Consider the following 18930-nt stretch of genomic DNA (forward strand, 5'->3'; position numbering starts at 1 on the left):
TGGTAACACTCGACCGGATCGGCAAGAAGTTTGATCAATCCACGGTCATAGACCAACTTTCTTTCAGTGTGCACCAGGGCGAGATTTTCGGATTTCTTGGCCCCAATGGCGCTGGCAAGACCACGCTGCTGAAAATGCTACACGGGATCGTGCGGATGAACGGCGGCACGCTGGATTGGGCCTGTTCCAGAGAAGAGGCGCAGCGGCGACAGGCCTTTGTGTTTCAAACCCCGATAATGATGCGCCGCTCTGTGGTGGATAATATCGCCTATCCCCTGCAACTGATCGGTGTCGCCCGCGCAGAGGCGCGGGCGCGCGCGGCGCTGTGGGCCGAGCAGATCAATCTGGGCGATGCGCTGGACCGGCAGGCCACCTTGCTGTCCGGGGGCGAACGGCAGAAGCTGGCGCTGGCCCGGGCGTTGATCCGCGAGCCGGACTTATTGTTTCTGGACGAACCCTGCGCCTCGCTGGATGGTCGGGCCACCCGCGAGATCGAAGAGATCCTGTTGCGGGCCGCAGCTTCGGGGACGCGGCTCATTATGTCGACCCATAACATGGGGCAGGCGCAGCGCCTGGCCGATGAGATCTTGTTTGTTTTGCAAGGGTGTATTCACGAATTTTCTTTGGCCCGGGAGTTCTTTGAGGGGCCAAAGACCACACAAGCACATGCTTTTCTAAGAGGAGATATTGTAGAATGAAGCAGCTATTATTGGGTACTATTACAGGTCTGCTATTGACCGGCGCGGCCTGGGCCGATGAGATGAAACTGGCGGTCACCACCTCCTTTCACAACTCGGGCTTGGCGGAAATTTTGCTGCCGGAAATCAAGGCTGATCTGGATCTGGATGTTCAGCTTTTGGTGGTTGGCACAGGCCAGGCAATCCGTCTGGGCGAAGCTGGCGATGTGGATGCCATTCTGGTGCATTCGCAAAAGGCAGAGGAAAAATTCCTTGCTGGTGGCAACGGCACTCATCGCCGTGAAATCATGTATAATGATTTTGTCTTTATCGGTCCCAAAACCGATACTGCCGGGGTTGCCAAAGCTGAGGATGCAGCCTCCGCGTTGCAGTTGATTGCTGAGGCTTCGGCCCCCTTTGTCAGCCGTGGCGACGACAGTGGCACCCACAAAAAAGAGCTGAGCCTATGGGCTGCAGCGGGTCTGGATGCCGCAGGGTTTGACAGCTGGTACCGCGCAGTTGGTGCCGGTATGGGTGCGGCGCTGAACACGGCTTCAGGTATGGAGGCCTATATCATGGCGGACCGGGCCAGCTGGCTGAACTTTGGCAACAAGGGCAATCTGGAGCTGCTGTTTGCAGGCGATCCGGTCTTGTTCAACCAATATGCCTATCTGCCGGTGAATCCTGAAAAGCACTCCCATGCCAAAAACGATCTGGCGATGAAGCTGGAAGCCTGGCTGACCTCGGATCGGGCCAAGGAGCTGATCAACGCCTATAAGATCAACGGCGAAACCCTGTTTGTCTTTAACGCCAAACAGTAACGCCCCTGTCTATTGTAATGATTGGGCCCTCGTCTGGTGACGGGGGCCTTTTCCTTTTTGCAAGCGTCGGCCTATGGCTCTTGCCCGTCAATGGTGAGCGTCACCCGATCACCGGCAAACCAGGTGCGGCCAAATTCAACCGGGCGACCCGTTGGGTCGATGTTGACCCCCGTGGTGCGCAGAATCGGTGCGCCTTCTGAAATGCGCAGGTGCAGGGCCTGGGTTGCAGTTGCCAGTTTGGCGGTAATGCGGGTTTCCAGCCTGGTGTAATCGGCAATGCCGCAGGCCTTGAGCGCCGCCGTGACCGATTGCATATCTTCCAGAGAGGTCAGCATGTTGGGCAGAACCTGCGCGGGAAAGACGCTTTGAAACAGGGCGATGGGTTGCTCATCCGCCAGGGAGAGCCCGTCATAGACATGCACAATGTCGCCGAGTTCTAAATCCAGCGCTGCGGCCTCAGTCTTGTCGGCGGCGCGGGTTTCCAGTGCCAGAATGCGTTTGGCGGGGATCTGGCCGCCGCGGGTGATATTTTGGTGAAACCGCACCCGTTTGCCGATGGGGTAATCGGTTGGGGCGGCTGCAACAAAGACCCCAGAGCCGCGCCTGGCATGCACCAAGCCCTGCTCGGCCATTGCCGCCAGCGCGCGTCTGACCGTATGGCGGTTGACGCCAAAACGCGCCGCCAGTTGTGCCTCTGAGGGCAGTTTGTCGCCGCTGCTATAGCGCCCCTGTGCGATGTCATCCGTGAGCGAAATTGTGATGGATTTCCAAACGGCTGTGCGGTTTCCAGGGGTGGGCGTCTTGGGGCCGTTTGCGGACATGTCACTAAACTTTCACAAGGTTTCGATTGCGCTTTGGGGGCGGGCTTCGCTATGATTTGTCTAGTTGTATAGAACATGTAGACAAGCTGGCCAAGAGGCTCTGAAAGATGAAGACAGAAATTTCCGCCACGGCGCGCAAGACCTGGATGAGCCTTTTGGCCCAGGCAGATGAACGTGAGCTTAGCCAATTGTGGGGGGGCTTTGATCACGACCCCGCGTTTGATTGGCTGCGTCCCCCAGAAGCGGGCGGCGTGATGGTGCGGGGCCGCATGGGCGGCGGCGGCGCGCCTTTTAACCTGGGCGAAATGACGGTGACGCGCTGTGCGCTGACGCTGGCGGATGGCACCGTAGGCCATGCCTATGTGCAGGGGCGCTCAAAACCTAAGGCCGAGATCGCCGCCAAGGTGGATGCCTTGATGCAGACCAAAGTGGCAGATGATCTGCGCCAGGCGGTGTTGGAGCCGCTGCAGCAGGCGCAGCAATCGCGCAAAGAAGCGCGCGCAGCCAAAGCCGCAGCCACCAAGGTCGAATTTTTCACAATGGTTCGGGGAGAGGATTGATGTCCCTAGATATCGAAACCAACAGCTACGGCGGTGGCTTTGCCACGCCGCCCGTGGATGCGGCAAATGCCTTTCGCGCGGCGATGAGCGCCATGGCCCGTCCCGGCACTGTTCAGGACATCACCGGCGCAGAGCCGCCTGCGGGTATTTCTGCGGCTGCTGGTTGTCTGTTGCTGACGCTGTGTGACCCGGAAACGGGCGTCTACCTGGCGCCGGATGTCGACAGCCCTGCGCTGCGATCCTGGCTGGCCTTCCACACCGGTGCGCCCTTTGTGGCGGCTGATCGGGCGGATTTTGCCCTGGGCAGCTGGGGGGCGCTGATGCCGCTGTCGCAATATCGGATCGGCACGCCGGAATACCCGGATCGCTCGGCCACTCTGATTGTCGAACTGGCGGATTTTGCCGCTGCAAATGCCACCCTGTCCGGTCCGGGCATCAAGGAGCAGAACCATTTGGCGCTGCCGGATGTGGTGGCCTGTCAGGGCAATGCAGCGCAGTTCCCGCTGGGGGTGGATTTCTTCTTTACCTGTGCGGCGCAACTGGCGGCGCTGCCGCGTTCGACCACCATATTGGCAAAGGACTGATCCGATGTATGTAGCCGTAAAGGGTGGCGAACGCGCCATCGACAATGCCCATGCCTGGCTCGCCGAAGAGCGTCGCGGTGATACCGGTGTTGCGGAACTCAGCCTGGCCCAGATCCGCGAACAGATGAGCCTCGCCGTCAATCGCGTCATGGCCGAGGGGTCGTTGTATGATCCGGATCTGGCAGCCCTGGCGATCAAACAGTCGCGCGGGGATCTGATCGAGGCGATCTTTCTGATCCGTGCCTACCGCACCACCTTGCCGCGCTTTGGCTATAGCGAAGCGGTGGATACCGGTGTCATGGCCTGTGATCGCCGCATCTCGGCCACCTTCAAGGATGCACCTGGTGGGCAGGTGCTGGGGCCAACCTTTGACTACACCCATCGTTTGCTGGATTTCAAACTGGCCGCAGATGGTGAGGTGCCGCAGGCCGCAACCGCGCCGCCGCGTATGGAAACAACCCCGCATATCACCGAATTCCTGCAGGGGGAGGATATCATTGAGCGCGAGCCAAGCTCAGAAGCCGTGCCCGGTGATCTGACCCGCGAACCGATGAGCTTTCCGGCGGGGCGCGCCGTGCGCCTGCAGTCGCTGGCACGCGGCGATGAGGGCTTTATCCTCGGCATGGCCTATTCCACCCAGCGCGGCTATGCGCGCAACCATGCTTTTGTTGGCGAGCTGCGCATCGGCAAAGTGCCGGTGGAGATGGAGATCCCCGAACTGGGATTTGCTATCGAGATCGGCGAGGTAGAGCTGACCGAATGTGAGACGGTGAACCAGTTTAAGGGTTCCAAAACCGTGCCGCCGCAGTTCACCCGTGGTTATGGTCTGGTCTTTGGCCAGTCAGAGCGCAAAAGCATCGCCATGGCGCTGGTCGACCGGGCGCTGCGCTGGGAGGAGCTGGGCGAAGACAACCTAGGTGCGGCCGCGCAGGATGAGGAATTTGTCCTTAGCCACTCCGACAATATTCAGGCGACGGGTTTCCTGGAGCACATCAAGCTGCCGCATTACGTGGATTTCCAGTCAGAGCTGGAACTGGTGCGCAAACTGCGCCGCGAGGCGCAGGAGCTGGCGGATCAGATGGCCGCACAGGAGGCGGCGGAATGAGCTCAGTCGCCTCTCCCGTCTCCATCGACGGAAACATCATCAATGCCATGGGTGAATGTCGATCGGCTGCGCAGTTTCTTATGCGTTTTCGGGCGGTAGAACATGGCCGCCAAGATCAAGCCAATAACCACCACAACAATGGCGATACCCAAGACGGTGCCAAGCAGTTCATTGGACGTCATATCTCAAATCTCCTTTGGGAAAAATCAGCTGGGGAAAGGGCATATCATGTCTGACTACAACTTTGCCTATTTGGACGAACAAACCAAGCGGATGATCCGTCGGGCCATTTTGAAAGGTCTGGCAGTGCCTGGCTATCAGGTGCCCTTTGCCAGCCGTGAAATGCCGATGCCCTATGGCTGGGGCACTGGCGGCGTGCAGGTCTCAGCGGCAACGCTGACGCCGGATGATACGCTCAAGGTGATCGACCAGGGTGCCGATGACACCACCAATGCGGTGTCGATCCGCAAGTTCTTTGAACGCACCGCCGGGGTCGCCACCACTGAGGAAACCACCAAGGCCAGCGTTATCCAGACCCGCCACCGGATCCCCGAGGCCGAGCTCACCGAGGATCAGATCCTGGTGTACCAGGTGCCAATCCCGGAACCGCTGCGCTTTTTGGAACCGCGCGAGACGGAAACCCGCAAGATGCACAGTCTTGAGGAATATGGCCTGATGCATGTGAAACTATATGAGGATATCAGCCAGCACGGCGATATCGCCACTTCCTACGCCTATCCGGTCAAGGTCGAAGACCGCTATGTGATGGACCCTTCGCCTATTCCAAAGTTCGATAACCCAAAGCTGGAGATGGCAGCGATCCAGCTGTTTGGCGCGGGGCGCGAGCAGCGGATCTATGCGGTGCCGCCCTATACACGTGTCGTCAGCCTGGATTTTGAGGACTACCCCTTTGAAGCCACCAAAGCTGATCATCCCTGTGATCTCTGCAATTCAGAGGACAGCTATTTGGATGAGGTGATCCTGGATGATGCGGGCAGTCGAATGTTTGTCTGCTCTGACACCGATTACTGCCGCGCACGGCGCGCCGAGGGCCATGTGGGGCGTTTGGGCGAAACCGAAGGGGAGGCTGCGTGATGAGCTCTCAGACAGGAGACCAGGAGATGACCCCGCTGTTGCAGGTGAACGCCCTGACAAAAATGTACGGACCCCGCATTGGCTGCAAGGATGTCAGCTTTGATCTATACCCCGGTGAGGTCATGGGCATCGTTGGCGAAAGCGGGTCTGGCAAATCGACGCTGTTGAATGCCATGGCAGGCCATCACCCGCCGGATCGCGGCGAAGTGGTTTTTGACACCCGCGCCGATGGACCGGTGGACACGTTGAAAATGTCAGAGCCAGAGCGCCGAATGCTGGGCCGCACCGACTGGGCCTTTGTGCATCAGCATGCCCGTGATGGGCTGCGCATGTCGGTTTCGGCTGGCGGCAACATTGGCGAGCGTTTGATGGCCGTGGGAGGGCGTCACTATGGCGAGATCCGCACCCAGGCTGCCGACTGGCTGGGCCGGGTGGAAATCAGCGACAGCCGTATCGATGACCGGCCCTCGGCCTTTTCCGGCGGCATGCAGCAGCGGCTGCAAATTGCCCGCAATCTGGTCACCGGCCCGCGGCTGGTGTTTATGGATGAACCCACAGGTGGTCTGGATGTGTCGGTGCAGGCACGGCTGCTGGATCTGCTGCGCAGCCTGGTGCGCGAAATGGGGTTGAGCGCCATCATTGTGACCCATGATCTGGCCGTTGTGCGCCTGTTGGCGGATCGGTTGATGGTGATGAAAGACGGTCATGTGGTTGAAAGCGGCCTCACCGATCAGGTGCTGGATGACCCACAACATGCCTATACCCAGCTCTTGGTTTCCTCGGTGCTGCAGGTCTGAAGGATAAAGACGATGATTGAACTTGAAAATGTGAGCAAGAGCTTCACCCTGCACAATCAGGGCAGCGCGGTGATCCCGGTGATGGAGCGGGTCAACCTGGCCGTCGCTGCCGGGGAATGTGTCGGATTGGTTGGCGCGTCGGGGGCGGGGAAATCCACCCTGATGCGCGTGATCTATGGCAACTACCTGGCGGCCTCGGGGCGGGTCATGGTGGGGGATCTGGATGTGGCTCAGGCCGAGCCGCGCCAGATCATCGCTCTGCGCCGTGAAACCCTGGGCTATGTCAGTCAGTTCCTGCGGGTGGTGCCCCGGGTGGCGGCACTCGATGTGGTGGCCGAGCCGCTGTTGGCGGTTGGCACCCCGATTGAGGCCGCGCGGGATAAGGCCGCCAGTCTGTTGGCAGAGCTGAATATTCCAGAGCGGCTCTGGTCGTTGAGCCCGACAACCTTTTCCGGCGGCGAGCAACAACGGGTGAACATTGCCCGGGGCTTTGCCTATGACTATCCGGCGCTGCTGCTGGATGAGCCCACTGCCAGTCTGGATGCCAAGAACCGCGCCACGGTGCTGCGGCTCATTGAGGGCGCCAAGGCGCGCGGGGCTGCCATTATCGGCATTTTCCATGATGAGGCTGCCCGCGACCAGGTCTGCGACAGCTTTATCGATGTCTCGGCGTTTTCGCCGCAGGTGGCAGCATGACAGAAACCTCTGCAATGGGGCCGGTGATCGCTGTCGTTGGGCCTTCGGGCGTGGGTAAAGACAGTCTGATGGAGGCCCTGGCTGCTGGGGACCAAAACCTCTGCCTGATGCGCCGGGTGGTGACCCGCGCGCCAGAGGCCGGCGGCGAGGACTACGATGCAGTGAGCGAAAGCGCGTTCAGCAAGCTGGTAGAGGATGGGCATTTTGCCCTGCATTGGCCTGCCCATGGGCTGCACTATGGCATCCCGCATCAGATCGAGGCGCTGCGGGCTGAGGGCAGAGGCGTACTGGTCAATCTCTCGCGTGCGGTGTTGCTTCAGGCGCAAGAGGTTTTTGGCGATTTCATTGTTCTTTCTGTAACCGCCCGCCCGGAGGTTCTGGCAGAACGGTTGACACAGCGCGGGCGCGAGGACAGCGCCGAGGTTCAACGTCGCCTTGCCCGCGCCCGCCAGCCGCTGCCTGCGGGGTTACGGCGGCTGCACCAGATCGACAACAGTGGAGATCTGCAACAGGCGGTCGCAGCGGCACGTGCGGCGATCTATTCTACCGCTGTGCCAGAGAGGGCGTAGCGGTGGATCAGATGAAACCTGCCATCGCTGTCTTCGCCCACAAGTGCGATATCGCTGATCGCCAATGGCCGGGGCAACAAGGGCATCAAATGTGCCTCAAGGGCGGCCTCTACAGCCGGCAGCTCCGCTTTGGGAAGCTTGCCAGTAAGGGTGAGGTGAAAGCGGAACTGCTCCAGCACGTAAGGATAGCCCCAGGTCACCAGATTGGCCTCTTGCGCAGGGGTGAGCCCCGCCGCACGGCGCTTTTCCAGCTCGGTCTGCGGCGCGGGCGCACGCAAGCCGTCCAGATCCCGAACGCAGGCCGCCGCAAGCCTGCCAAGGGCGGTTTCATCACCGCTGACACGCAGAGCCAGAAAACGCCCCAGGCGGGCCAGATGCAGCCCCTCCAACACGACCGGAGCCTGGCTGGCCGCCAGGGCCGTGCAGGCCTGTTGCAGGTCGGTCAGGCTGTAGCCCTCGGCCAGCCGCATCGGCGGCTTCAGCGTTGCATGCAGCCCGTATTTGCGCGGCACTGCAGTGATGCCCGCCAGATCCAGGCCAGAAATTTCCGGTTGGGCAGCGACCTGTCCAGCCGCCATATCCCAGCCCAGCCACTGGGTTGCAAAGACGCTCCAATCGGCTGCGGCCGGGGGCGCGTAATAGATCGCATATCGCGTGAATGTCACATTGGCCTCCTATACGTGGCCATTCCTATAGCTCGAAAGACGTGAAGCCCAGATGACAGATGAAATGATCCTTGCCAATGCCACCCTTGTGCTGCCCAGTGAAACACTGCGCGGCCAGGTTAAACTCCTGGGCGGAGAGATTGCGGATATTGCTGAGGGGACTTCTGTACCCCAGGGCGCAGTGGACTGTGCGGGCGACTATCTTTGCCCCGGTCTGGTTGAATTGCACACGGATAACCTGGAGCGCCATATCCAGCCGCGTCCCTCGGTTGACTGGCCCCATGCGGCCGCCATCATGGCCCATGATGCGGAACTGGCAGGCACCGGGATCACCACCGTTTTTGACGCCATGAGGGTCGGGTCGGTCAGCCGCAAAGAGAGCCGGTATGGCTCTTATGCGCGTGGGCTGGCGAATGAGCTTCTGGAGCTACGGGCAGCAGATGCGCTGAAGATCTCACATTTCCTGCACCTGCGGGCAGAGGTCTGTTCGGATACTTTGGTCGAAGAGCTGGCAGAGTTTGGCGAGGCGGACCGGGTTGGTCTGGTCTCTTTGATGGATCACACGCCGGGGCAGCGCCAGTTTCGTGACATTTCCAAGCTGGAGGCCTATGTCAAAGGCAAGCACGGGTTTAACGACGCAGAGTTTGCGGCGCATGTTGCCCATCTGAAAGCCCTGCGCGACAGCCATGGGGATCTGCATGAGGTCGAGGCGGTCAAAGCCGCACGCCGCTTTGGCGCGGTGCTGGCCAGCCATGATGACACCACAGCTGAGCAGGTGGCCACCTCGGCCAAGCATGGCATCCATCTGGCCGAATTCCCCACTACAGTCGAGGCGGCACGGGCCTGCCATAGCCATGGCATCAAGGTGATGATGGGGGCCCCCAACCTGATCCGGGGCGGCTCGCATTCAGGCAATGTGGCCGCACGGGAACTGGCTGATCTGGAACTGCTGGATATCATCTCGTCAGACTACGTACCGGCCGCGCTGTTGATGTCGGCGGTCAAGCTGGGCGAAATCTGGGGCGATATGGCACGCGGATTGTCTACTGTCACCCAGGCACCAGCGGATGCGGTTGAACTGTCTGACCGGGGCCGCATTGCGGTGGGCAAACGGGCGGATCTGATCCGGTTCAAGCTAATCGACAACACCCCGGCGCTGCGCGGCACCTGGGCGCGGGGGCAACGGGTGGCCTAACTTGGGCAAGTGTCACGTGGATCTGCAATCTAATTTGATGCAGGTCTGTGTGGTATCCGAAATGAACTGAAGGGGGATGGTTTTGCTGGGGGCGCAGCAGAGGCGGCAGAGAAGACATAATTTGTCCGCTGTGAGCCCATTTAGACTGACGAGCATCTCGACGCCAATGTACGCTTGGACGCTTGACAGATGATTGCAACCTTCCCGATAGTGCAGGAGTGTTGTCGATTTTCCCCCGGGCCTTAGAACCGCAAGCTTGGCGGAACTCAACACGCCAACGCTACTGTGCAGATCACCTAAATAGATGGGTCCTCCATTATGCTTCGTTACGTCTCAGTTATAGCCAGCTTGATCGTGGCCTGTATTACAAGCAATGCAACCGCTTTGGAGCTCCCCAACCCAGCAGCTAAATTTTGCACTGAACAAGGCGGGACATATTTCCTCGTAGAGGATACCGCTGGCCAACGCGGGATTTGTACCCTCGCCGACGGCAGTGAGGTAGACGCTTGGACGTATTTCCGGGAGCAACATGCCTCTGCTGTGGAGAGCAGACTGATTGCCGACCAAATTTGGCTGGGCGGCCCAATCCTGACCATGAACGATGATGCGATGCACGTTGAAGCGTTGGCAGAAAAAGACGGTGAGATTATCGGCGTTGGTGACGCGGACGACGTAATGGCCTTACAGGGCCCTGAGACTGAGATCATTGATCTGGCAGGCCGCACCATGATCCCGGGTTTCGTGGATGCCCACGGCCATGTGTTCATGATCGGCATTCAGGCGCTGTCGGCCAACATGCTGCCCGCGCCTGATGGCACGGTGAATGACATCCCCACGTTGCAGCAGGTGCTGCGCGACTTTGCCAAAGCCCAACCCGAGCGTGTCGGTGCCGCAGGTCTGATCCTTGGCTTCGGCTATGACGACGCACAGCTTGCCGAGCAGCGTCACCCGACGCGAGATGAACTTGACGCTGTCTCAACCGACATACCGGTCTATGTCGTTCACCAATCCGGTCACCTTGGCGTTGCGAACTCCAAGGCGCTGGAACTGGCGGGCATCACTGCGGATACGCCAGACCCCGCAGGCGGTGTGATCCGGCGGCGCGAAGGCAGCTCCGAGCCCAACGGCGTGCTGGAAGAAAACGCGGCAACTGTTGTGATTGGCGGCTTGCTGGGCGGACTGGATCAACAGGCCAACCGCGCGATTTTCCGCGCTGGCGTCGAATTGATCTCCTCTTTCGGATACACCACAGCACAGGAAGGGCGTTCGATACCCGCTGTGGCTAACCTGATGCAGGCGGTCGCCACCGAGGAAGGGCTGGACATAGATGTGGTGACCTATCCCGATGTGTTGGTGGACCGCGACTATATTCGGGCGAACCACTCCCGCAACTATACAGACCGTTTCCGCGTCGGGGGCGCAAAGCTGACCATCGACGGCTCGCCGCAGGGCTTCACCGCGCTGCGCGACCGCCCGTATTACAACCCACCCGAAGGATTTCGGGCGGACTATGCAGGCTATGCTTCGGCATCGAATAACCAGGTCTTTGACGCCATCGACTGGGCGTTCGAAAACAACATTCAAATCCTTGTACACGCCAATGGTGAGGGCGCGTCGGATATTTTGATCGGCGCCATCGACACCGCGACGCAAACGCACGGGCCAGCCGACCGACGCCCGGTTCTGATCCACGGGCAGTTCATGCGCGAAGATCAGGTGGATGCCTATAACCGACTGGATGTTTTCCCGTCCTTGTTTCCCATGCACACTTTCTATTGGGGCGATTGGCACCGTGATCGCACGGTTGGTCCCGTGGCAGCGGATAACATTTCACCCACCGGATGGGTTCGCGAACGTGGCATGATGTTTTCAAGTCACCATGATGCGCCTGTGGCTTTTCCCGACAGTATGCGCATTCTTGATGCCACCGTGACCCGTCGGTCGCGCTCAAACGACATCATCGGTCCGGCGCAGCGGGTCGATGTGTTGACGGCACTCAAATCCCTAACGATTTGGCCCGCGTATCAGCATTTCGAAGAGGGTCGCAAAGGATCGCTAGAGGTCGGGAAACTTGCCGATCTGGTTATTCTGTCCAAGGACCCCACAGCGATTGACCCCGAAACGCTCGATACCATCGTGGTGCTGGAAACGATCAAGGAAGGCGATACAATCTATGAAGCCAGTCAGCGCGAAGGGCGTCTGAATTATCGCCCCCGCAACGACGGCACGGACCCTTATGCCGATTTTCTGCGCATCTTCACCGTGTCACACGAAATGCAGGGCGCCCCAAGATCGTTCAGTGCAATGCGTCCTTCACTTTTCGCGACCGCACCGCACTCCGGTGCCTGTATAGCGCGCACTTTGAGCGATATCATGACCGCCTCGCTTGTGACGGAAAGCTCTGGCAAAGAGTAGCTAGAGCAATGTGTTCGGCGAAATGCAGACATTTGTTCGATTTGCAGGAAAGTAAACAAAGTCCGCAAAGCTGACATTTCGAATATGCGCCTCTATGAGACACTGATGCCTTTCAGTGAACGAGATCCAGGGGGATAAGCCTGGTCGAAATTTTGTTTCAGCGGAGCTCAGGCGCGATAAAATAGGTAACGCCCTTCGGGGATGCCTTCGGGGCCTTTGAGTTCTTCAAAACCGACCAGGGGCTGACCTGACACCACGATGCCACCCTTGGCCATGACAGAGGCGATCACCGGCGACATGGCTGCGGCCTCTGCCACATCCTGTTCCTTGACGCCAAAGCCAAAGTCATAGTGGGCTAGGACAATTTTGTGGCCCTCGGATTTGAGACGTTCCAGCATCGGAACCGCCTCGCCCTGCAAAAAGTCTGCTTCGGGGGGCACACAGGAGGGATGGCACTGCAGGACCCGGTCAATGACCCAGACCCGGCGGTCGGGCAGGATTTCCCGCAGGTGGTCATAGGTGCGGCCATTGCCCAGCCCCATGTCCAGCACATGTCCAGCAACCCCTGCGATTTCTGCCGCAGCCCAGTTCAGCCCGTCGCGCTGGGCGGTAAAACGGCGCAGCATAGAATCCAATCGGCTCATTTCAGATCGTCCTTTGTGTCAAATTTCCAGACCTGTCCCGGCCCCTGCATCAGGCGCGCTATCAGCGCCTCGGTGAACTCCCAGATGGCCGCATCATGCACCAGGTGATGGGTGAGGATACCATAGGGCTCGCGGGTGTCTGCCATGCCTTTGCGGCGCGCGCGCAGCTGGTCGCAGATCTGCGCGATCAATCGCTCTGGCGCGGCCAGTGATCGGCTGCCTTTCCAGTCGATTGGGTCCAGATGGGTATTGATCTGCGCCAGCCCAGGCGCAGCCAGGGGGCTTGGGCGCGGGGTAAAGGTCGACAGGGCGGCAAAGCCCAGATCCGCGAGCGCGGGCACCAGATCCAGGGCAATCCGGTTCCAGGGCGGCACAAACATCGGCAGCAGCCGGGGGCCAAACAGCGCCTGCAAGCGGGCCAGTCCCTGCTGTATCTCGCCAAGTGCCACCTGCGCCGGGCGCTGGTCCGGGAATTCACATTTCTTTTGACCCTCGGGCGCCTGGTTCTGGTGGGCCCAGCCATGCACAACGGGAATGAGCTGAGGATGCTGCGCCACATAGGAGGCCAGTGCGGATTGCGCCGTCTCGGGGATCACCGCCAGATGGACCGGCAGCCCCAGTTTTTGCGACACCGCACTCAGCTGGTCCAATTGCGTGGTTGGCGCAATGGCATCGTCGTCGCGCCACCACAGGGGCAGCTGCAGCCCCTCGGCCTGCCATTTGGCCAGTTCGGCATCAAGCGGGCTCCAATCGGCGGTCATGGCTGTGCTCATATCCGTGCTCATACCTGTGCTTTGACCAGATCATGGGCAATCTCTACCGCACGCCGGGCGCCGTCAAACTGAAACTGATCGGCTGAGCGGCGCGGCGCGCAACGCGCCTTTCCGACGGCTGCAATCAGGCGCTCCGGGGTCAGTTCGGCGGTGCGCAAAGCCTCAAAGCCTGCCAGCGGTGTCAGGCTTTGGGCGCGCAGGCTTTGTTCTACTTCTTTGCCGGCATCAAAGGGGATGAGCACGGAAGGTGTTTCTGCCTGCAACAGATCCAGCGCGGTGTTGTAGCCGCACATGCTGACCGAGGCCGCCACATGGGTAAGCATCTGGCGAAAGTCCGGGCGGGCGGGCTCCATTTTGGCTGGCGAAGGGGTTTGGGACAGCTTTTCAATCCGGGCTTTGGCATCGCTGCCGCCCACCAGCAGGCGCCAGGGGGTGTCGGGCATCAACCGCGCCGCCTGTAGGGCTGTCTGATAGATTTCATCGCCAACACTGCCGCCGCCGGCACTGACCAGTATCTCGCCACTGCCTTCGGCCGCAGGATGTGGCCCGGCGGCGGCCGGGGCGACAAATCCTGTGTAGTGCAATTTGGCGGCCAGCAAGTCAGAGACCGGCCAGCTCAGCTCCAGCCGGGTGGCCTTTGGGTCGGAATGCACCAGAACAGCGTCATAGAACTCTGCGATCACCGCATCTGCTTTGACGGCTTTTTCCGGCTTTGAGGGCGGCGCCAGAATATCGCGGATCGAGGCAAGGATTTTTGGCGGCTTGGGAAGCGCCTTGGCTGCCCGCAGCAGGGCGCGAAATTCATGGCGCAGGGAACGACGGCCAAAGGGATATAGCTCGGAGATCAGCAGATCTGGCTGCAGGTGTTGCAGGGCCTGACACATGGCCGACTGGCGCTGGTGATAATACCGCTCACCCGCCAGCGCTCCGCCGGGGGTCAGAAGCTGGGTGAAATTCACCCCGTCCGAGCGCAAGGCAGGCAGTTGCAGCAGATCTATGTCACCGGTGGCGAGCTGCGGCGCGGGGAAGCCGCCCGAGACGATCTGCACCCGATCGCCGGCAGCCTGAAAGGCGCGCCCCAGGGTCAGCGCCCGCGACAGATGCCCGGTGCCAAGCAGATGGGTGACGACGATCATGACCTTCATGGCGTGGGCCGTTTCAACAGGCGCACTGGTTCGGCCCAGGGGGACAGATCCTCGCCGTTCAGCTCAATAACAAAAAGCCGGTTACGTTTGATGCGAAAGGGGGCGGGGCCGTCGAAATTCCACTGATAGGCCTGCGCCAGGATCATCCGCATGATGCCGATATGGCAGACCGCAACCGTGTCGCGCTCCAGGCTGGTCAGCCAGGGTTTGATCCGCATCCAGACCTCGGCGGGGCTCTCGCCGCCGGGCGGGCGGTAGTCCCAGCCCCAGTGTTCAATATCGCGAAAGCCACTGTCTGGCTCCGCTTTCAGCTCCAGGCCTTTCTTGCCCTCCCAGTCGCCCCAGAACATCTCTGTTAAGTTGGGGGCGGTTCGCGGGGTTTTGCCTGTGACCAGCTGGGCGGTTTCCACCGCCCGCGTCAGCGGGCTGGACCAGAGCGCGGCCTGATCCCAGGGGCTGGGCAGGGCAAATTCGGATAGCTCGGCACGGGCCTGGGCGTCGAGCGGGATATCGCTGCGCCCCTGGATCTGGCCTGCGCGGTTCCAGGCGGTATGGCCATGGCGCAAAAGAGCAAGGCGGATCATGGGCATTCCTCAAGTAAGGGGGTGACGGCGCGCCAGAACCGAGCGCTGGCCGCCGGGGCCAGGTGGTTGGCCGCGATCATCTCGCGGGCCTGAGTGCCTAGGGTCTGCCGCAGGCCTCGGTTGGATAACAGCTGTTGCAGTCTGGCGGTTAGCGCTGCGGCGCCAAGGGACACCTCTGGATAGTTCTCAGGCTGGTCATTGGGCGCCAGAATGTCCCGCATGCCGGGGCGATCCTGCGCCACCACCGGAACCCCGTGGCTTTGCGCTTCGAGATAGACCATGCCAAAGGCCTCGTTGACACCGGGCCAGAAAAACAGGCTGGCCTGTTCATAGGCCTTGGCCAGTTCCGTGCGGGAGAGTTGGCCCAGAAAGGTAACCCGCTGGGCAAAGGGCGCCATCAGGGCCTCAACCTCGGGCCGGGCGGGGCCATCCCCGGCGATCTGCAACTGCCAGTTGCCCTGTAGCCCCCGCAGGCTGTCTGCGATGATCTGATAGGAGGCGAGCTTATCCCCGTGGCGCATCATGCCAACACTCAGCATGGGGCCATCCAATGTGCTGGCAGGCGGCAGGTTGGCAGCTGGCAGAAACGGGGGCAGGCTGTGCAGCGATTGGTCGGGGTGTTTGTCGCGGTCCAGCGTGATCAGGTCATTGGCGGTGAAATAGAAAATCACCGCTGCGGCATCTGCGGCCGCATGGGCAGACTGGGCAAATTCCGCCCAGGGGCCGGTCAAGCGCCGGGAGGCCCGGGTGCTTTCGATCTGTACATAGGGAATACCGCGGGTCCGCGCGACCTGGGGACCAATGAGATCAGGGGCCTTGTAGTAGTTGTGATAGGTGACCCAAAAATCCACGGCGGGCATCTCGGCACAGAGACGACGGACCTCCTGGGTGGCTTTGTCCCGTAGCAGCGCCTGAAGCGCCGCATCGCCAGTCTTGTCAAAAACCTTCAGCTCGGTCACCAGATCAACCTCGGCGCCACCGGCCGCGATAATGTCGATCAGGTTGCGCGCCATTTCCCGATCGCCCGAAGGCACAGGGTGGCGCGGCGATTTCATCGGCGCATAAAAGGCGATCCGCTTGGTGCCTGCGGTGGTCATGAGCCCTGCAGCATGGTGTCCAGCCGGGTCACCAGCTGGGCAATGCCGGGGTCCATGCCAAAGTCGCGCCGCAGTCGTAACAGCGCGGCCTCGGCCATGTCTTGCGCCATCTTGGGATTGTGGGCCAGCGACAGGATCGCCTCGGCCAGGGCCTCTGGGTCATCCTTGCTGAGCAGCCCATGGGTGCCGCTGTCGATGAATTCGGGAATGGCAGAAACTGGCGTTGACAGGATTGGCAGCAATTGCGAGGCCGCCTCCATCAGCACATTGGGCAACCCATCACGATCCCCGTCCGCCGCAACCCGGCTGGGCAGGACAAACAGGTCAGAGGCCCGCATCGCCGCGATGACTTCGGGCTGATCACAGGCGCCCCGCCAGGTAATTCGCTGCGCGATACCGGCGTCCTGAGCCATGTCCTGCAACAGGTCATTGAGACCGCCGCCGCCAATATGGGTCCAGTGCCAGTCCAGATCCTGCGGCAGCAAGGCCATAGCGGCAATCAGCCGGTCAAAGCCCTTTTTCTCCACCAGGCGGCCAACCGACATCAGCTTCAGAGGGTCGCCCGCAGCCCGCCACTCTCGGGTGGGGGGGGCTGGGAAGCGTGCCAGATCCAACCCGTGATAGATCAGATCAATGCGGCTCGGGTCGTCTGACATTTGTTGCAGATGGCGGGCGCCAAAGCCGGTGCAGGTGGCCCCAAAGGCTGCGCCGTGATGCTGGCTTGATAGTTTTTCGCTGATTTCCCAGTCCGGTGAGGTCCAGATGTCCTTGGCATGGGCCGAAAAGCTCCAGGGCAATCCGCGCATGATGGCGGCATAGCGCGCCACAGAGGCGGGGGTATGCAGGAAATGCGCGTAGAGCCCCAGCACCTCGGCGGGGGCTTCGGCGGCCAGAACGCAGGCCTGGCCAAAGCGGCGGATGCGGTTGCGGCTGGGATCGCGGGCCAGATCTGCACGCCAGATGCGGTAAGCCTCTGCATAGCCCGGCAAGGCCTGCGCCACGGCGCGGGCGGCCCAGACGCGGTCAGGTTCCTGATACAGATATTCGGGCAGATAGCGCACCTTTGCCTTCAACCGCTCATGCAGTGGATGGCGTTTGACATCGGTGGGGTGGCGCAGCGACCAGATCTCAAAATCCAGGCCAGCCTCTTCCAGGGCGACAAGCTCTTGGGCGATAAAGGTTTCCGAGAGCCGTGGCCAGCCTTTGACCAAAACCGCCAGGGAAGGGTGCTCTGTGCTCATTCAGCGGCCTTTCGCGGCAAGTCGTGCAATAGGGACGCAACCCGCCGGGTGACGCAGTCCAGCCCATCCAGCAACCCTTCTGAGAAGGCGGCTGAGGGTGGTTTTTGCGTCGCCAAGGCGCGGATCGCCTTGGTCATGGCCTTTGGCGTCCAGCCATCGCGCTTTTCATCTAGCATGGAAACCAGGCCCAGCTCCTCGGCGCGGCTGGCGCGGATCCATTGTTCCAGCCGTGGCGTAGTGCGGGGCACGATAACAGCCGGTTTATCAAAGGAGAGCACCTCGCAGAAGGTGTTGTAGCCGCCCATGCAGACAACGCCCTGGGCGCCGGAGAACAGCGTCTCAATTCGCGATTCAAACCCCACAGAGGTAACCCGGCCATCAAGAGCGGCAACACGGGTCTCAAAGGCCTCGCGGGTTTCGCCAGAGAGGAAAGGGCCGTAGACCAGCACGGCGCGTGGTGACAGTGCTGGGTCTTGTTCATAGGCTGACAACACCAGATCCACCATCATGGCGCCGTCGCCGCCACCGCCGGGGGTGATCAGCACATATGGCTGCTCGGGCGGGTCATCCCAGGCCCCGAGATCGCGCCGCAGATAGCCGGTCCAGTGCATCCTTGCCCGTGTGGCCGGGCTGAGCTCCAGCCCCTGGGTTGGATCGTAGATGGTGGACAGGCCATAGACCCAAATTTCGTCGTAGTAATTTTCGGTGGCCTCAACCGCCTCTTTGCGGGCCCATTCTGCGGCCAGGACGTCAGGCTCGTCCAGCACATCGCGCAGACCCAGGACCAGCTTTGTCCGGGCCTGCTCTGCCAGCAGTTTCAGCGTCGGCAGCAGTTCACCACGAAAGCCGGTGGGTTCTTTGTCCACGATCAACACATCCGGGACATATTGTTCTGCCACGGAGCGGATCAAGCCACTGCGCAATTTGGTTGTCTCTTCGATGTTCATGCCCATGGTGCGCGAGGCATAACTGCCGTCAGAGCGTTTGATCACCCCAGGCAGGCGCATATGATCGACACGGCTGGGAAAGGCAAAACGGCCCGCCACCGGCGACCCCGTCAAGATCAGAGCCGAAGCGGAGGGATCTGCAGCAGTAATTGCCCCTGCCAAGGCTCGGGAGCGGCGCAGGTGCCCCAGCCCGAATGTATCATGGCTATACAGCATTACCCGAGGGCCGCGTTGTTTGGCATTTTGCTCGAGCGAGAGATCTTTAGTCGAAGTCATTGGCTAGCCTGCAGCTGTACTACAGTTTGGGTGGTGCAATAGGAAAGTGCCGAAATCAAGGGGGTTAACCTTTCAAACTCCCGAAATTGGGCGAAATGGCAGGCAGGTGACAGCTCTTTGCCGTCTGACAGCCGTTCCCTGGGCGCAAGCAGACACAGCAACGCGTCGGGGCTGTGGTGCTGTCTGTGCTGAATTTTCCGGGGGGCAGCCGGGGCGGAACACT

The 18930-nt window shown here is 60.8% G+C and carries 21 protein-coding genes and 1 pseudogene; 12 read left to right on the forward strand and 10 right to left on the reverse strand.

What is annotated here, in order from left to right; genetic code table 11:
* Positions 1–47: 47 nt before the first annotated feature.
* Positions 48–698, forward strand: coding sequence for an ATP-binding cassette domain-containing protein (locus QZ268_RS10600; protein ID WP_295452165.1), 651 nt, complete (start codon positions 48–50; stop codon positions 696–698).
* Entirely contained in the window at positions 695–1498 is an 804-nt protein-coding gene (locus tag QZ268_RS10605) for a substrate-binding domain-containing protein (RefSeq protein WP_295452079.1), read from the forward strand. Before QZ268_RS10600 ends, QZ268_RS10605 begins: the two co-directional genes overlap by 4 nt.
* 71 nt (positions 1499–1569) lie before the next feature.
* On the opposite strand, the gene phnF is transcribed toward QZ268_RS10605, so the two are convergent.
* Positions 1570–2319, reverse strand: a complete 750-nt coding sequence (phnF, locus tag QZ268_RS10610) for a phosphonate metabolism transcriptional regulator PhnF (protein WP_295452080.1) — start codon at positions 2317–2319, stop codon at positions 1570–1572.
* Positions 2320–2426: 107 nt separating this feature from the next.
* Between phnF and phnG the strand changes: the two genes are divergently transcribed.
* The 3 genes from phnG to QZ268_RS10625 are packed head-to-tail and all read left to right on the forward strand — an operon-like array spanning position 2427 to position 4568.
* A complete protein-coding gene (gene phnG / locus QZ268_RS10615) occupies positions 2427–2879 on the forward strand; it encodes a phosphonate C-P lyase system protein PhnG (protein WP_295452082.1) in 453 nt (150 codons plus the stop codon).
* Positions 2879–3463 carry a phosphonate C-P lyase system protein PhnH gene (gene phnH, locus QZ268_RS10620; RefSeq protein WP_295452083.1) on the forward strand — a complete coding sequence of 195 codons (585 nt, stop codon included), beginning with the start codon at positions 2879–2881 and terminating at the stop codon, positions 3461–3463. The genes phnG and phnH overlap by 1 nt, the downstream gene beginning before the upstream one ends.
* A gap of 4 nt (positions 3464–3467) precedes the next feature.
* On the forward strand, positions 3468–4568 hold the full coding sequence (locus QZ268_RS10625; RefSeq protein ID WP_295452084.1) for a carbon-phosphorus lyase complex subunit PhnI: 1101 nt from the start codon (positions 3468–3470) through the stop codon (positions 4566–4568).
* Between the two features lie 2 nt (positions 4569–4570).
* On the opposite strand, the gene QZ268_RS10630 is transcribed toward QZ268_RS10625, so the two are convergent.
* On the reverse strand, positions 4571–4750 hold the full coding sequence (locus QZ268_RS10630) for a hypothetical protein (RefSeq protein WP_295452085.1): 180 nt from the start codon (positions 4748–4750) through the stop codon (positions 4571–4573).
* A 46-nt stretch (positions 4751–4796) separates the two neighbouring features.
* Between QZ268_RS10630 and QZ268_RS10635 the strand changes: the two genes are divergently transcribed.
* From QZ268_RS10635 to phnN, 4 genes are read left to right on the forward strand one after another with little or no spacing between them, the layout of a single operon-like run.
* Positions 4797–5663 carry an alpha-D-ribose 1-methylphosphonate 5-phosphate C-P-lyase PhnJ gene (locus QZ268_RS10635; protein WP_295452089.1) on the forward strand — a complete coding sequence of 289 codons (867 nt, stop codon included), beginning with the start codon at positions 4797–4799 and terminating at the stop codon, positions 5661–5663.
* A 26-nt stretch (positions 5664–5689) separates the two neighbouring features.
* Complete coding sequence (gene phnK / locus QZ268_RS10640) at positions 5690–6460, forward strand: phosphonate C-P lyase system protein PhnK (RefSeq protein ID WP_295452167.1); 771 nt, start codon at positions 5690–5692, stop codon at positions 6458–6460.
* Between the two features lie 12 nt (positions 6461–6472).
* The gene (gene phnL / locus QZ268_RS10645; RefSeq protein ID WP_295452092.1) at positions 6473–7156 is read left to right on the forward strand and encodes a phosphonate C-P lyase system protein PhnL; all 684 of its coding nucleotides are present in this window, start codon (positions 6473–6475) and stop codon (positions 7154–7156) included.
* Positions 7153–7725 carry a phosphonate metabolism protein/1,5-bisphosphokinase (PRPP-forming) PhnN gene (gene phnN / locus QZ268_RS10650; protein WP_295452096.1) on the forward strand — a complete coding sequence of 191 codons (573 nt, stop codon included), beginning with the start codon at positions 7153–7155 and terminating at the stop codon, positions 7723–7725. Before phnL ends, phnN begins: the two co-directional genes overlap by 4 nt.
* Here the strand turns inward: phnN and QZ268_RS10655 are convergent.
* Positions 7695–8390 carry a DUF1045 domain-containing protein gene (locus tag QZ268_RS10655; RefSeq protein WP_295452098.1) on the reverse strand — a complete coding sequence of 232 codons (696 nt, stop codon included), beginning with the start codon at positions 8388–8390 and terminating at the stop codon, positions 7695–7697. The two genes, phnN and QZ268_RS10655, sit on opposite strands and share 31 nt — an antisense overlap.
* A gap of 52 nt (positions 8391–8442) precedes the next feature.
* Here QZ268_RS10655 and QZ268_RS10660 point away from each other — a divergent pair, with 52 nt between their 5' ends.
* The 3 genes and pseudogenes from QZ268_RS10660 (at position 8443) to QZ268_RS10670 (ending at position 12000) form a co-directional block, all read left to right on the forward strand.
* Positions 8443–9585: an alpha-D-ribose 1-methylphosphonate 5-triphosphate diphosphatase gene (locus QZ268_RS10660; protein ID WP_295452101.1), complete on the forward strand. Its 1143-nt coding sequence runs from the start codon at positions 8443–8445 to the stop codon at positions 9583–9585.
* A 318-nt stretch (positions 9586–9903) separates the two neighbouring features.
* Positions 9904–10101, forward strand: a pseudogene (locus tag QZ268_RS10665) (DUF333 domain-containing protein); the annotation flags it as partial.
* A gap of 24 nt (positions 10102–10125) precedes the next feature.
* Positions 10126–12000, forward strand: a complete 1875-nt coding sequence (locus QZ268_RS10670; protein ID WP_349376665.1) for an amidohydrolase — start codon at positions 10126–10128, stop codon at positions 11998–12000.
* A 167-nt stretch (positions 12001–12167) separates the two neighbouring features.
* Here QZ268_RS10670 and QZ268_RS10675 read toward each other — a convergent pair whose 3' ends face one another.
* From QZ268_RS10675 to QZ268_RS10705, 7 genes are read right to left on the reverse strand one after another with little or no spacing between them, the layout of a single operon-like run.
* Positions 12168–12644 (reverse strand): class I SAM-dependent methyltransferase, encoded by a 477-nt coding sequence (locus tag QZ268_RS10675; protein ID WP_295452104.1) that lies wholly within the window; start codon positions 12642–12644, stop codon positions 12168–12170.
* Entirely contained in the window at positions 12641–13405 is a 765-nt protein-coding gene (locus tag QZ268_RS10680; protein WP_295452173.1) for a polysaccharide deacetylase family protein, read from the reverse strand. The genes QZ268_RS10675 and QZ268_RS10680 overlap by 4 nt, the downstream gene beginning before the upstream one ends.
* A 20-nt stretch (positions 13406–13425) precedes the next feature.
* Complete coding sequence (locus tag QZ268_RS10685; RefSeq protein ID WP_295452107.1) at positions 13426–14562, reverse strand: glycosyltransferase; 1137 nt, start codon at positions 14560–14562, stop codon at positions 13426–13428.
* Entirely contained in the window at positions 14559–15146 is a 588-nt protein-coding gene (locus tag QZ268_RS10690; protein WP_295452110.1) for a histidine phosphatase family protein, read from the reverse strand. The genes QZ268_RS10685 and QZ268_RS10690 overlap by 4 nt, the downstream gene beginning before the upstream one ends.
* Positions 15143–16243, reverse strand: a complete 1101-nt coding sequence (locus tag QZ268_RS10695) for a glycosyltransferase (RefSeq protein ID WP_295452115.1) — start codon at positions 16241–16243, stop codon at positions 15143–15145. The genes QZ268_RS10690 and QZ268_RS10695 overlap by 4 nt, the downstream gene beginning before the upstream one ends.
* Positions 16240–17484 (reverse strand): glycosyltransferase family 4 protein, encoded by a 1245-nt coding sequence (locus QZ268_RS10700; protein WP_295452117.1) that lies wholly within the window; start codon positions 17482–17484, stop codon positions 16240–16242. The genes QZ268_RS10695 and QZ268_RS10700 overlap by 4 nt, the downstream gene beginning before the upstream one ends.
* Complete coding sequence (locus QZ268_RS10705; protein ID WP_295452119.1) at positions 17481–18707, reverse strand: hypothetical protein; 1227 nt, start codon at positions 18705–18707, stop codon at positions 17481–17483. The genes QZ268_RS10700 and QZ268_RS10705 overlap by 4 nt, the downstream gene beginning before the upstream one ends.
* Between the last annotated feature and the right edge of the window lie 223 nt (positions 18708–18930).

The organism is uncultured Pseudophaeobacter sp. (assembly GCA_905479575.1).
Taxonomy (GTDB): Bacteria; Pseudomonadota; Alphaproteobacteria; order Rhodobacterales; family Rhodobacteraceae; genus Pseudophaeobacter.